Here is a 13,365-nt window from a genome sequence, read left to right as displayed (position 1 = left end):
CTCAGCTACCGCGATAGGTGGAATATGCGAACGGGCTCAACAACACCGGGACGTGATGGTGTGCACTCCGATCGGTGATCTCGAAGCAGATGACGATCTCGGGATAGAAGCCGTCGGTGCCCGAGGCGGCGAACCAGGCCCCGGTGTCGAAACGGATGCGGTAGGTGGCTGCGTCGAGATCAGTTGCCAGCGAACCGATTCGGCCGTCGGAGTCGGTGCGCGCGGCCCCGAGCTCGGCCCCGTCGGCATCGGTCACCACCACCGACATGCCCACCGCCGGGGTGCCGGTGGCGGCGTCGAGGACGTGCGTGCTCAAGCTGCTCATGTCTGCTCAGGGTAGGGCTCACCGCGTGGTTCGAGCATCCGTTCCAGCCGACTGCGGTTGATCTTGGCCAATTCCGCACGCATGATGCGGCGTTCGGTCTCGGCGTCGTTGTCCAGGCGCTGGCGCAGGATCGCCAACAGTTCAGCGGCCGGGCGACCGCCTGCGAACACCAGGTACACGTGGCCGAACCGATCCTCGTACTGCGCGTTGTAGGTGCGCAGATCCGCGAGCACCGACTCGTCGGCGCCGGTCACCCCGGACTGTTCCCGCATCGACGCTGCGCTGGTGGGACGTTCTCCGATCCGGGGATGACCCTCGAGGGCTTCGTCGAGGTCGGCCTCGGTCAGCTCGGCGAGGATGCGGTCGGCGGTGGCGTAGAGGCGCTCGGGGTCGCCGAACGGGCGGGCCGCAGCCACCCGCAGCGCCCAGATCGACGACGAGCAGCACGCGTAGAGCGAATGGATCGCCTGTTGCGGGGTCAGCTCGTCGAAGCTCGTGATGCCTCGCCAATGGGGGCGCAGCATCACATCACCGGAGCGGTTCGGGTGCGGTGGTCGCGGCCATGACAGCAGAATGAACCCGTGGACGCCGCCGCGCGACTCGAGCACCCCGACTCGGCTGTGGTCGGTGTGGTGTTGGCCGCCGGCGCCGGCCGCCGCTACGGCGGCCCCAAGGTCGCGGCCGAGTCCGGTGACTGGTTGCGGACCGCGGTCGGCGCCTTGGCCGACGGCGGCTGCCGTGCCGTGATGGTCACGCTGGGTGCGGCCGTGGTGGAGGTCCCGCCGCCGGCCACCACGGTGGTGGTCGCCGACTGGGCCGAGGGGCTCAGCGCATCGGTGCGCGCCGGGATCACCGCTGCTCGCCGGTTCCCGGCGATGACCGGCGTGCTGCTGCTGCCGGTCGACATCCCGGACATGGTCGCATCGGTGGTGCGGCGCGTGCTGGACCGGGTCGGCGGTGACCCGAACGCGCTGGCGCGAGCGGTGTTCGACCGACGTCGTGGGCACCCGGTGTACCTCGGTGGCGCCCATCTCGATGCGGTGCAGCAGTCGCTGGTGGGGGACCGAGGCGCAGGTGGCTGGCTGGCGAATCGGAGCGACGTGATCGCGGTGGAATGCGGCGATCTGGCCGTCGGACGCGACCGCGATACACGATGAATTGCGCGCCCGCTGGTTCTGCCGGCTCAGCCGGCGGCAGAGATGATGGCCTCGATGTTGCGCTCCGCCAGCGCTGCGATCGTCAGCGACGGGTTGACCGTCCCGGTGCTGCCCGGGATGGCGGCGCCGTCCATGACATAGAGGCCCCGATGACCCACCACGCGCCCGTAGGCGTCGGTGGCCTTGCCGATCACCGCGCCGCCCAACGGGTGTGCGGTGAAGCTGGTGTTGACATCGGGCGAGAACGGGGCGAAGCCGACGCTTTGGAAGGGCGTGGCTGCCGCGATGCGGTTGTTCACCGCGCGCATCGCCTCGTTCGCCTCGCGCTGACCAGGCCAACGCAGCTTCATCTTCGCGCTCGCGCGGTCGTAGTAGAACGACCCGCGGGTGTCGTCGAGCACCATGCCCAGCGAGCCGATGAGGCCGAGATCGGCGGGAAGTCCAGGGACATACCAGTTTTCGAGAGTGACCGGCATGCCGCGCTCGTCGAGGATGCGGCTGCGTGACGGTGCACCCTGGGTGAGGCCACCGAAGTCGAACTTGCGCACGATGGCGGCGTCACCGTTGGTGCCCCACCCGTGACCGACGTGCTCGTTGAGGTTCTTCAACATGGTGGTGGCCTGCGCCTTCAGCAGCAGCTCGGTGGTGCCCACCGAACCCGCGGCCAGGAACAAGCGGTTGCACGAGATGGTGCGGGTGGACAGCACCTCACCGGTGGGAGCCACCTTGTTGACGTGAATCGTGTAGCGGCCGCCCGCATCCTGGCCGATGTCAAGCACCTCATGGCCCGGGTACACCGTGGCCCGGCCGGTGGCCTCCGCCCACTTGAGGTAGTTCTGGCCCAGGTCATACTTGGCGCCGTTGGAGTTGCCCAGGTTGCTCAGGCTGGCCGTGGCCGACGCGCGTGAACGTCCGGCCAGCTCGTCGCGCACCACCGACCAACGCCAGATGCCGTCGATCTTCTGTGGTGTGTAACCGGCCCGGCGCACGTGGTCGTCCCAGGCTCGCGAGTGGTGGAACGCCTGCGAGTTGTAGATGTCGTCGGGCATGGGGCTCACGGCCAGGTTGGTGCGCGCCCGCGGGTAGAAGACGTTGTGCATCTCGGCGTGGTCCACACCGGTGCCCGCGAACACCCGGTCGAAGAACCGCTTCTCCGGCTCGATGGAGACACCGGTGTAGACCACCGACCCGCCGCCCACCGCCGCACCACGCCACACCGAGATGCCGTCGAAGTCGGTGGCGTCGAGCACGCCGCCGAAGCTGTCCACTGACTGTGGGATTCCGGTGACGCCGGTGAACTGGGTCCGCCGCCAGAAACCGCGGCCGTCGGGGAACGCGTCGTTGGCGAAGATCTCCCGGGTGGGATGGTTGGGCCAGCGTGAACCACGCTCCAGCACAGCAACATCCACGCCCGCCTTGGCCAGACGGTACGCCGAGATGGCGCCTCCGAAACCGGAGCCGATGACCACCGAGTCGATGAAGTCGGGTGCACTCTTCAGCGGCGCGAAGATCTCGGGTACCAGTCGCTTGTACCGCGATACCGCGTCCCAGGTCGCAGATGCGGTGCCCGCACCGAAAGGCAGTGCCCCCACGGCTGCCGAGCCTGCGATGGCGGCGCTCGCCGCCCCTGCGCGCACCAAGAATTGACGTCGATCCATTACCGATACCCCCCCCGGGTTGATTTGCTGAGCTTAATCCAAGGTCAGGTGAGGCGGTTACGCAAAATCGACAATCCGCTTCCGTGCATCGGGCGGTGACGACGGAATCCGTCGTCACCTCTGGGGCGGACAGGGCAAAACCAGCGTTGATCAGGCCTTGGCGATCGCAGTCCGGGGCGGCCGGCTCGGCCCGGCGCTGAGTTGCCTGCGCCACAAGGCTTTCCCAGTTGTGGGCCATCTGACATGCGAGCGTGTCCACCAACGGGGTGCGCAGGTGGCTCTTTCCGTTACACAGCCGTCATTCACAAACGACTCGGTGGCCACGAGGGTGCTTTAGCGTTTGCCCTCACATGCACCGATGAGGAGGACGCACATGCCGGAGGGTCACGATCTGCCGGAGTTGACCGACGACGAGCGGCACCTCGCGTCGTTGGGCTACACCCAGGAACTGGACCGCACCTGGTCGGGATTCTCCAACTTCGCCATCTCGTTCTCGATCATCTCCATCCTCGCCGGCTGCTTCACCTCGTTCGGCTTGGGCTGGAACAACGGTGGGCCGGCGGCCATCGCCTGGGGGTGGCCGATCGTCGCCGCACTGATCCTGGTCATCGGGCTGTGCCTGTCCGAACTGGTCTCGGCGTTTCCCACCTCCGGTGGCATCTACTGGTGGGCCGCCCGATTGGGTGGTCCCAAGGCGGGCTACTACACCGGCTGGCTCAACCTCATCGGACTCATGGCCATCGTGGCGTCGGTGGCCTACGGCTGTGCGACCTTCCTCGATCTCACGCTGAGCACCTTCAGTGAGAGCTGGCTCAAGGGCTACAGCCTCAACCGAGTGTTCCTGTTGTTCCTGGCCATCCTGGCGATCGCGGCACTGGTCAACATCTTCTCCAGTCAGCTGCTGGCCATCATCAACAACATCTCCGTGTGGTGGCACGTGTTCGGTGCTGCCGCAGTGATCGCCATCCTCATCGTCGTGCCCGACCGCCACGCCAGCTTCTCCGACGTGTTCGCCACGACCATCAACAACTCGGGACTGTTCGGCGGCGAGACCTCCGGCTGGGGCTGGTTGTTCTTCGTGCTGCCCATCTCGGCCATCCTCACCCAGTACACGATCACCGGTTACGACGCGTCCGCGCACCTGTCGGAGGAGACCAAGAGTGCCGCCGACGGCGCGGCCAAAGGCATCTGGCGATCCATCTTCTACTCGGCGATCGGCGGCTGGATCTTGTTGTTGTCCTTCCTGTTCGCGGTTCAAGACGCCGACGGCGTCTCCAAGGGAGGCGGTGCGGTGGCAGGCATCTTCGATCAGGCCATGAGCTCGGGGTGGGCGGGCACGGTGCTGCTCATCTCCACCGCCGGGCAGTTCTTCTGCGGGGTGGCGTGCATGACCAGCTCGTCGCGGATGCTGTTCGCGTTCAGTCGAGACCGTGCGGTGCCCGGCCATCGATGGTGGGCCACCCTGTCCACGCGCAAGGTGCCCGCCAACGGCGTCATCCTGTCGGCTGTGATCGCGGTACTGATCACGCTGCCGGCCCTGGTCAAGGTCGACATCAACGGGGCCCCGGTGCCGGTGGCGTTCTACGCGGTGGTCTCGATCGGCGTGGTGGGCCTCTATCTCGCGTTCGCGGTGCCCATCTATTTCCGCTGGCGCGCCGGTGACTCGTTTCCCGTCGGCAGCTGGAACCTGCGTGGACACCATCGGTGGATGGCGCCGGTCGCGATCGTCGAGATCCTGGTGACGTCGGTGGTGGCACTGTTTCCCACCTCGCCGGGCGGCGTGCCGTGGAACGACGGCTTCGAGTGGAAGTTCGTCAACTACACCCCGTTGCTGGTGGGCGGCGTGCTGATCCTGCTGTGGGTGTATTGGCATGTGTCGGTGAAGAAGTGGTTCACCGGGCCGGTCGCTCAGGTCAAGGTCGGGTCGGTGGAGGTCGCCACGTCGTGACCGACCGTCGACGGCTCCCGGTGTGGACGGCCTCGCGCCGACGGCTGCAGTCGGCGATGGTCACGGTGCTCGCGCTGCTGTGGGGCCGCCTGTGGGGTGGCCGGATCCGGTTCGAACCGTGGGTGAACCTCATCGTGTGTGAACACATGCGCGGTGGGTTCGCCCGCGGCGGCACCTGTGTGGGCGGGGTGTATCTGACCGGTGGCGCCGCGACCCGGCGGGTGCTGCAACACGAGTCGGTGCATGCCGAGCAGTGGGCCCGGTACGGTCTGGGCTTCATGGTGCGCTACCTGCTCGAGGAGCGACGCCACCCCGGCGCGGCCAATCGGTTCGAGATCGAGGCGGGCCTCGAGGACGGCAACTACCGGGTCTGACCTGGGCTGTCGGGATGACCCGGCCACCGGGCGCCGGGTGGCTATCCTTGTGGCGTGGACCACAGCGACCCGCAGCACCCGGGTGACCGGGACATCTCGCTGTGCCGGCTGGTCGGTTCAGGGTTGTCCGCCGAGGATGTCGCGGCCATGCTCGACGTCCCGGTCTCGGCCATCAGCCCGGTCTGGCATCGCCCGGACTGGCTGGACTGCTGTGACGCACCCACCCTGCGGGCGTTGATGGCCACCTTCGACCCGGTGGCCCAGCACGTCGTCCGACGGCTTGGTCGGCGCCGACTCGACCGGTCGTGGGACCGTGCCCAGCAGGTCGGACTGGCCGTCAACGACGCCGCGCTACCGCTGCTGCGAGAAACCGTGGGCAACAGTGCGATCGCGGCCGTGATCGATGCCGCGGTACACCTACGCCAGGGTCGCTTCCCCGAGGCCTACCGCTGGCTGGGGCAGTGCTGGGGTGTGCGCGGCGACGTGGTGGTCGATGCCCTGTTGGATTGCGGCCCGGCCCGATTGTTCCTCGACTGTGACTCGGTGGTGACCGCTGCTGCCGCCGCTGTTCATGCCGGGCGCCCCGAATCGGGTGAGATGACCGATGTGGTGGGCCACAGCATCCTGGTGCACAAGGGTATTCGCAACGGCTGGCTGGATGTGGCGACGCCGTTGTCGGCCGAGGGAATCGATCCGTTCGAGTTCCGCAGCCGCGTGATCGGGACACTGTTCAGCACCGAGGATGCCGACCTGGTGAAGTTCTACGGCTCGCGCGTGGCCGCCCAGCCTGACCTGGCTCGGTCAGAGGTGTTGTCGCTGAGCACGTTCAGCGGTGACCTGGGGGTGGCGGCGGCGTGGGGAAGTCCCTCGGCGATCCCAGCGCTGGAGCGCACGGCCACCGATGTGTTGTCCGATCTCGGAACCCGGGCCGACGCCTACGTGTACTACCTTTTGGAGGTGGCCATCCCGCAGTTGTTGCGCACCGATCCGACCTTCGGCGGTCGGGCGGCGGCGCTGTGGTCACGCCTGTGCGCGATCCGCCATCGGGACTCGTTGACGATGCGAACCCGAAGTGCCGCAGACCTTTTGGCCACCCGTCTGCGGGACGACTCGATCGAGAGGTTGTTGTGAGTGAGTGGTGATCCGATCGTCGCAGGCTACGAGGCCAACGCCGAGTACTGGGTGGAGATCGTGCGCGGCGACCTCGACCCATATCACCGCGACATCACCGAACCTGCCCTGCTGCGCCGCATCGGCGACGTGCCCGGACAGGTGATCGTCGATGTGGGTTGTGGGGAGGGGCGTCTGGCCAGATCGCTCGCCGCCGCCGGCGCGGGGAGGGTGTACGCGGTCGACAACTGTGCCCCGCTGATCGACGCGGCGCTGGCGGCGGTGCCTGCGGATGCGCCAATCACCCACGCGGTGGCCGATGCGGCAGCCATGCCCATCGACTCGGCCACGGCGGATCTGGTGGTGGCCAACCGGATTCCGCACGCCACGACCGATCCCGGTGCCCGATTCGTCGAGTTCGCCCGAGTGCTGCGTCCCGGCGGTCGACTGATCGCACTGTCGCAGCACCCGTGCTTCTATGCGGGTAGCGAGCACCTGGTAGACGGCCGGGCGGCTCTTCCGGTAAACGAATACTTTGCCGGGCGTGTTGTACGGCAACACTTCTCGGTCGCGGGACGGCGATCACCGGCCCCGTCGGTGCAGCCCATCCCGTCGTTGAGCGACTACTTCGCGATGATCACCGGGGCCGGGTTCGTGGTGACCGCGCTGGAGGAACCCCGGCCCACGCCTGAGCAGTTCGCCGATCGGTGGTGGCAGGAGAACTTCACCCGTCCGCTGTTCCTGTTGTTGGAGTGTGTGCTGCCCGACCGGTGAGCGGTTCTGGGCAAGCGTGGTCGGCTAGGAGGGCAACATCCATTCCAGGACCGACGACTGCAGGCCGATCAGCAGGCACAACACCAATAGCAGGCCGATGCTCCATCCGAGGACACGACGCAGGATGTCGGCCTCGCGGCCCAGCAACCCGACGGCGGTGGCGGCGATGGTGAGGTTCTGCGGGCTGATCATCTTGCCCATTACCCCGCCGGAGGTGTTGGCCGCCACCAGCAGGGTCGGGTCGATGCCGGCTTTCTGCCCGGCGGTCTGTTGCAGGGTGGCGAACAGGGCGTTGGCGCTGGTGTCCGAGCCGGTGACCGCGGTGCCCAGCCAACCCAGAATCGGTGAGAAGTAGGCGAATGCTGCACCGGCCCCGGCGATCCAGGTGCCGATGGTGATGGTCTGCCCGGACAGGTTCATCACATACGCCAGGGCCAGCACCGAGGCCACGGTCAGGATGGAGAACCGCATCTTGACGATGGTCGCAATCCAGATCTCACCCGCCCGAACAGGATTGATGCCGAACGCCAGAGCCACACCCAGCCCGCAGATGAGCAGGATGGATCCCGGGGTGGACAGCCACCCGAACACGAATTGGGTTGCCGTGGATTGCTTTCCCGACGCACCGGCGATGTTGCCGTCGAGTCCGGGCCACCCGAAGACGATGTCGGTGCGGGCGAGGAGCTGCTTGACCGGATCGATCAGCTTGGCGATGGCGAAGGCCGCGATGATCAGCAGGTAGGGGAACAGGGCGGCCAGTGTGCGTCCGACGCCGATCGGGCCGGTGTCGTTCGAGGTGCCGGCGGTGCCCGCCTCGGCAGGCTTCGGTGGTTCGTCACCCGATCCCCCGACGGCGACGGGTCCGTCTACGGCGCCGACGGTTTGGAGTTCCCGCTCACGTTCGCCCACCAGCCGTTCGGTGGCCGCACCGCCCGCGGACGGTTGCCAGAACCGCAGCATCACCACTGCTGCGGCCAGCGATGCCAGCGAGGCGATGATGTCGGTGAGCTCGACGGAGATGTAGGTGGCGGCCACCCACTGGGTTATGGCGAAGGTGACGCCCACGGCGAGGACCACCGGCCACACCTCGCGTAGCCCGCGGCGACCGTCGGCGATGATGACGAGAAAGGCTGGGACGAACAGGGCCAGCAGCGGTGTCTGGTGTCCGACGTAGGCGCCGATGTCGCGGTAGTCGATGCCGGTGAGCTTGCCGGCGGTGAGGATCGGGGTGGCGATGGCGCCGAATGCGACTGGAGCGGTGTTGGCCAACAACACGATTGCCGCCGCCCGCATGGCAGTGAAGCCCACCGCCATCAACATCACCCCGGTGATGGCCACCGGCGCGCCGAACCCGGCCAGCGCCTCCAGCAGGCCGCCGAAACAGAACGCGATGATGACCGCCTGGATGCGTGGGTCGTCGGAGACGTTGTTGATCACGCGGCGTAGGTCGTCGAAACGTCCACTGGCGACGGTCATCTCGAACAACCAGATGGCGTTGATGACGATCCAGATGATGGGGAACAGGCCGAACACGAAACCCTGTGTGCCCGAAAGCAATGCGAGATGCACCGGCATCGAGTACGCGGCGATGGCCACCACCAGCGCCACCGCGAGGCCGGACAGACCTGCCCAATATGCCTTCCAGCGCAGGATTCCCAGCGTCACGAACACGGTCAGGAGCGGGAGCGTGGCCACCGCCGCGGAGAATCCGAGGCTGTCGCCGATCGGCGCGATGTCGGGTACGTACATCTGCCGAACGTTAGTGTGACTCACATCACGGTGTCAACGAACTGGTGTTCAGCAGGAGGGCTGTCCCGGGTAGGGGTAACCGGACTGCGGCGGCTGCTGTGTCGGCGGGGCTTTCTTGGCCGATGTGAAGCTCGAGATCGCAGCGTAGGCGAACAGTCCGATCGTGAGCACAAGGCACACAACGCATCCGATCAGACCCCAGCCTGCCGAGTAGTCGCGCGGTCCAGGGCCTGACGAGTTCGATACGCCAGCAACGTATTTAGGCAGATCGGACCAGACGACGATCAGCCAGCCCAACGATCCCAGGCCAAGAACTGCTCCCACCGCTCCCATCGCCCTGCTCCACATCGGCGAGCGGCTGATCACCAGCACGATTGCCACCACGAGCACAAGGAAGGCGACGATGATGGTGCCGATCGCAGGTGAATCTGCGTCGGCCCCGGGGACCTTCTTCCCGTCCAACTCGACTCGACCGAACCCGCTGAACGTCCCGGTCGCCTTGCTTCCCGACGAATTGAACAGACTGACATCGACGCTGAGCCAGGTGCCGAAACAGAGGCCGGCGATGACAAGCTGCAGCGCGATGGCCACGCCACCGAGGATGCGCACCAGATTCGATCCGCTCGCGCTCGGTGTCGAGTACCCGCCGTATTGCTGCGCCTGGCCCGCGAACTGGGCCTGGTACTGCGGTTGATTCGGGTACTGGGGTTGATTCGAGTACTGGGGCTGACCGGGGTACTGGGGTTGGCCCGAGTACTGGGGCTGACCGGCGTACTGGGGTTGATTCGAGTACTGGGGCTGGCCCGGCGGATACGGGTTGGAACCGTAGGGGGAGGAGCCGGATGGGGGCTGGGGCGGCCCTGGGGGATAGGTCACAGTGGACGAGTGTACGGCCTGGGGGCGGCGGGTAGGAGTGATGTCCTACTGCTGATCGGGCAGCGTCGAGCCGATGCTGAGCATCGCGGCGAAGGCGACCACGTACAGCACGATGAACGCTGCCACCAGGATGATCCATAGCGTCAGGGCGATCTTGCCCAGACGAGCGACGCTGTGTGAAGCGGCCTCAGCCTCGGCGTATCGGCCCTGCGACCACAACATCGGCACCGAGAGGGCCCGGCTGAAAGCCATGAACGCCAACGGCCAGAAGAAGATGAGGGTGGCCGCGGCCCAGCCACCGTTCGTCTTGGGGGCCGACGCGGGCGGCCCGTAGAGCGAACCGGCGCCGGGGGTGCGGTCGTACTGGGTGTCGTAGTAGGACATGAGAACTCGCTCTCGAAGATCAACGGTCGCACGCTGTCGTGCGCTGACCTTCGTTCAGATGCGCCTCGGGCCACCGATGTTCCCAGGTGTCTGAAATGTCCGACCCCATCTGTAGCGTCCCCCGCAGATCGAACGTCGCATTCCGGCGACGTTCGCAGACGAGAGCGGAGGATCTGATGAAGCGCATTCAGGTGGGACGTGTGGTGGGCCTGGTGGTTGCCACGGTGCTGGTCGGAGTCGCGACACTGTTCGGTGGGGGTGTGGCTGGCGCGGTGATCACCGATGGTTACGCGTCGGTGCGGCAGGTGGTGTGTACCGACATCGGTCGAGTGGTGGACTTGACCTACACCAACTCCTACGGGAACACCTCGACGCGAAGCAGTGTCACGTTGCGCGGCAAAGCAATCGGCGGTGGCCGAACGTGCATCTCGTTGGACACCTCGACCGGCGAGTACGGCGGATTCGTTGGAACCCACATCAGCTCCGACAGCGGTGGCTACGTCTACTGTGCGATCTACGTCAACGGCCGCAAGGTGGCGCAATCCGACGATGACAGCGAGTACTTCAGCTTCGCGATGTGCTGATCGCGAAGTGCTTCGGGTGTCCGGGGCCGGTGGCGGGAGTCGATCTACCTCACGTGTCAGCGATCAGGTTGTACACCCGGGGGCAGCGGAAGACGCGGCCGTATCCGCGCCCAGTCGTCTCCTCCAGAATGCCGAGCCGCACCAGTCGGGCGATAGCATTGTTCGCCGTCGGATAGGTGACGTCGTAGAGGCTCGCCGCCTCGGATGCGACGTGAGTCGCTAGGGAGCCGATGACGGGAATCGAACCCGCGTATTCAGCTTGGGAAGCTGATGTTCTGCCATTGAACTACATCGGCGTGCGGGATGGCCCGCGTCCGTCAGCCTAGCAAGACCGGGCGGGTGCCCGTGTGCGGGTGGGAGACTGAGTGGGTGAAGTCGGTAGCTGCGCTGCGCGCCCCGGTCGACCCCGTCGACGCGTTGCTGCGCATCGCGTTCCTGCTTGAACGGGCCCGCGAGGGCAGCTACCGGGTGGAAGCGTTTCGCAAGGCTGCCACCGCCGTGGCCGGACTGGGCGCCGACGAGGTCCGGGCCCGGGTGAACGCAGGGTCGATCGGAGCGGTCAACGGCATCGGAAAGACCACCGCCGGTGTCATCACCGAGGCAGTGCGCGGCCAACTGCCGGGCTACCTGGCCACACTGCAGGACGCCCAGGCGCCGTTGACCAGCGGCGGCACCGAGTTGTACGCCGCGGTGATCGGTGACCTACACACCCACTCCAACTGGAGCGACGGCGGCGCTCCGATCGAGGAGATGGTGGCCGCTGCCGTCGCGCTGGGTCAGCAGTGGATGGCACTCACCGACCACTCGCCCCGGCTGAAAGTGGCCAATGGGTTGTCGGCTGAGCGGCTCACCCGCCAACTCGACGTCATCGGCTCCATCAACACCGGCCGCACCGATGGATTTCGGTTGCTGGCCGGTATCGAGGTCGACATCCTCGACGACGGCGCCCTCGACCAGACCGACGAGATGCTCGGTCGGCTCGACATCGTCACGGCCTCAGTGCATTCCAACCTCCGGATGGAATCGTTGGCGATGACAAAACGGATGATCGCCGCCATTGCCCACCCCGAGATCAACGTGCTCGGTCACTGCACCGGCCGGCGCGTCGAGGGCAACCGCACCCGACCGCCATCGACGTTCAACGCGAAAGCCGTGTTCACCGCATGCCTGGAAACCAACACGGCCGTGGAGATCAACTCGCGGCCTGAACGTGTCGACCCGCCCGATGAACTCATCGAGATCGCCCGCGACCTTGGCTGCCTGTTCGCCATCGACTCCGACGCCCACGCGCCCGGCCAACTCGACTTCAAAGCTCTGGGATGCGAACGCGCACAACGCCTCGGCATCCCCGCCGACCGCATCATCACCACCTGGCCGGTCGACCGAGTACTCGATTGGGCGCGCACCTGACCCGACGGTGATGGGTTGTGTCGAGTGGGTGGAACAGCCGCCGAACGGGACTTTGTCGAGTGGGTGGAACAGCGCCGTCGACTGGGCGGCGCTTTCTGCTGCCCAGTCGACGGCGATTTCCGCACAGTCGACGCAGTAGACGACGGGTCCACGCCTGAGACAGGGCACACACCCACGCCTGGCTCACGTCAACAGCGCAGCTCACCCCCTACTACGTCGGCTGGGCCGAAGCGCACTACGTGCTTTCGTCCCACCCGACAAGAGCGTTGACCTGCCGACGCACGGGACGCGCACGTTTCAGGGCAGAGGCCCAAATGTTCGCTTGCATGTTCGAACCGTGCATGTATACTTGTACACATGCACGGGGGAGCGTTCATCACAACTGTCGACGACCTGATCGACATCACCACCAGCCTGGTCATCGACACCGATGACGAGGTGATCACCACGATCCGCGCCGCCATCCGGTTGCGCTCGGTCAGTGATCATCTCCTCGCGGCGACGGCCGGCCACTGTGAACGCCTCGGGACTGCTCAACGGTGGGGGATGCGGACCGCAGAGTTGTTGACCCGCAACGGATGTGCACCCACTGTCGCCGCCCGAGCCATGCGTGTGGGGCGAGGCATCGATGTCCTGGACATGACCGCCCGCTACTCCCGCGACGCACTACTGTCCGGTGAACACGTTGCCGCGGTGGTCTCCGGGGTTGGGCACGCGGCCACACGGTGTCGCGCCCCGATCGGCTCCGACCTGATCACCGACCTCGAATCCCGCCTGGTCGCCGCAGCACTATCAGGTGCCACCCCATCGGAAATCAGCAACACCGCCCGCGGCTACGCCATCGACCACACACCACCCGCCGACGACACCGACCCCGCATCGGTTCCGGTCGCCGAAGACTCATCGTTGAACCAGTTCACCTACACCCCGGGCGAGGACGGTCGCCTCCACGGCCACTTCGACCTCGACATCCTCACCGGGGAACGATTGATCGCTGGACTCGACGCCGGGTCCCG

13 protein-coding genes, 1 tRNA gene and 1 pseudogene are annotated in these 13,365 nt (G+C 66.5%); 8 read left to right on the top strand and 7 right to left on the bottom strand.

Annotated elements, in window-relative coordinates; translation table 11 throughout:
• Position 1: 1 nt before the first annotated feature.
• Complete coding sequence (gene uraH / locus KIK15_RS11675; protein WP_214244661.1) at positions 2–325, bottom strand: hydroxyisourate hydrolase; 324 nt, start codon at positions 323–325, stop codon at positions 2–4.
• Positions 322–849, bottom strand: coding sequence for a 2-oxo-4-hydroxy-4-carboxy-5-ureidoimidazoline decarboxylase (uraD, locus tag KIK15_RS11670; protein WP_214244659.1), 528 nt, complete (start codon positions 847–849; stop codon positions 322–324). Before uraD ends, uraH begins: the two co-directional genes overlap by 4 nt.
• 57 nt (positions 850–906) lie before the next feature.
• On the opposite strand from uraD, the gene KIK15_RS11665 reads away from it, so the two are divergent.
• Positions 907–1,482, top strand: a complete 576-nt coding sequence (locus KIK15_RS11665; protein ID WP_307851856.1) for an NTP transferase domain-containing protein — start codon at positions 907–909, stop codon at positions 1,480–1,482.
• A gap of 26 nt (positions 1,483–1,508) precedes the next feature.
• On the opposite strand, the gene KIK15_RS11660 is transcribed toward KIK15_RS11665, so the two are convergent.
• Positions 1,509–3,140 carry a GMC oxidoreductase gene (locus tag KIK15_RS11660; protein WP_214244657.1) on the bottom strand — a complete coding sequence of 544 codons (1,632 nt, stop codon included), beginning with the start codon at positions 3,138–3,140 and terminating at the stop codon, positions 1,509–1,511.
• A 373-nt stretch (positions 3,141–3,513) separates the two neighbouring features.
• Here KIK15_RS11660 and KIK15_RS11655 point away from each other — a divergent pair, with 373 nt between their 5' ends.
• From KIK15_RS11655 to KIK15_RS11640, 4 genes are read left to right on the top strand one after another with little or no spacing between them, the layout of a single operon-like run.
• Positions 3,514–5,088: an amino acid permease gene (locus KIK15_RS11655; RefSeq protein ID WP_214244656.1), complete on the top strand. Its 1,575-nt coding sequence runs from the start codon at positions 3,514–3,516 to the stop codon at positions 5,086–5,088.
• 56 nt (positions 5,089–5,144) lie between these two features.
• Positions 5,145–5,462: a hypothetical protein gene (locus KIK15_RS11650; protein ID WP_214245271.1), complete on the top strand. Its 318-nt coding sequence runs from the start codon at positions 5,145–5,147 to the stop codon at positions 5,460–5,462.
• 54 nt (positions 5,463–5,516) lie between these two features.
• Positions 5,517–6,593, top strand: a complete 1,077-nt coding sequence (locus KIK15_RS11645; RefSeq protein WP_214244654.1) for a hypothetical protein — start codon at positions 5,517–5,519, stop codon at positions 6,591–6,593.
• Positions 6,594–7,346 (top strand): class I SAM-dependent methyltransferase, encoded by a 753-nt coding sequence (locus KIK15_RS11640; protein WP_214244651.1) that lies wholly within the window; start codon positions 6,594–6,596, stop codon positions 7,344–7,346.
• A 24-nt stretch (positions 7,347–7,370) separates the two neighbouring features.
• Here the strand turns inward: KIK15_RS11640 and KIK15_RS11635 are convergent, their stop codons facing one another.
• Genes KIK15_RS11635 through KIK15_RS11625 form a run of 3 tightly spaced genes read right to left on the bottom strand, consistent with a single transcriptional unit; the run spans position 7,371 to position 10,355 of the window.
• On the bottom strand, positions 7,371–9,095 hold the full coding sequence (locus KIK15_RS11635; protein ID WP_214244649.1) for an L-lactate permease: 1,725 nt from the start codon (positions 9,093–9,095) through the stop codon (positions 7,371–7,373).
• A gap of 48 nt (positions 9,096–9,143) precedes the next feature.
• Complete coding sequence (locus KIK15_RS11630; RefSeq protein ID WP_214244648.1) at positions 9,144–9,971, bottom strand: hypothetical protein; 828 nt, start codon at positions 9,969–9,971, stop codon at positions 9,144–9,146.
• 45 nt (positions 9,972–10,016) lie between these two features.
• Positions 10,017–10,355, bottom strand: a complete 339-nt coding sequence (locus tag KIK15_RS11625; protein WP_214244646.1) for a CD225/dispanin family protein — start codon at positions 10,353–10,355, stop codon at positions 10,017–10,019.
• 176 nt (positions 10,356–10,531) lie between these two features.
• On the opposite strand from KIK15_RS11625, the gene KIK15_RS11620 reads away from it, so the two are divergent.
• Positions 10,532–10,939 (top strand): hypothetical protein, encoded by a 408-nt coding sequence (locus KIK15_RS11620; protein ID WP_214244644.1) that lies wholly within the window; start codon positions 10,532–10,534, stop codon positions 10,937–10,939.
• A gap of 225 nt (positions 10,940–11,164) precedes the next feature.
• On the opposite strand, the gene KIK15_RS11615 is transcribed toward KIK15_RS11620, so the two are convergent.
• Positions 11,165–11,235 (bottom strand) — tRNA-Gly (locus tag KIK15_RS11615).
• A gap of 73 nt (positions 11,236–11,308) precedes the next feature.
• Between KIK15_RS11615 and KIK15_RS11610 the strand changes: the two genes are divergently transcribed.
• Together KIK15_RS11610 and KIK15_RS11605 are read left to right on the top strand one after the other, a co-directional pair.
• Positions 11,309–12,349, top strand: a complete 1,041-nt coding sequence (locus tag KIK15_RS11610; RefSeq protein ID WP_214244642.1) for a PHP domain-containing protein — start codon at positions 11,309–11,311, stop codon at positions 12,347–12,349.
• Positions 12,350–12,706: 357 nt separating this feature from the next.
• Positions 12,707–13,365 (top strand): annotated as a pseudogene (locus tag KIK15_RS11605) (HNH endonuclease); the annotation flags it as partial.

Origin of the sequence: Williamsia sp. CHRR-6, assembly GCF_018474015.1 — a bacterium.
GTDB lineage: Bacteria > Actinomycetota > Actinomycetes > Mycobacteriales > Mycobacteriaceae > Williamsia_A.
Note: the sequence above shows the minus strand (reverse complement) of the source record. Positions and strands in the feature narration are given on the sequence as shown.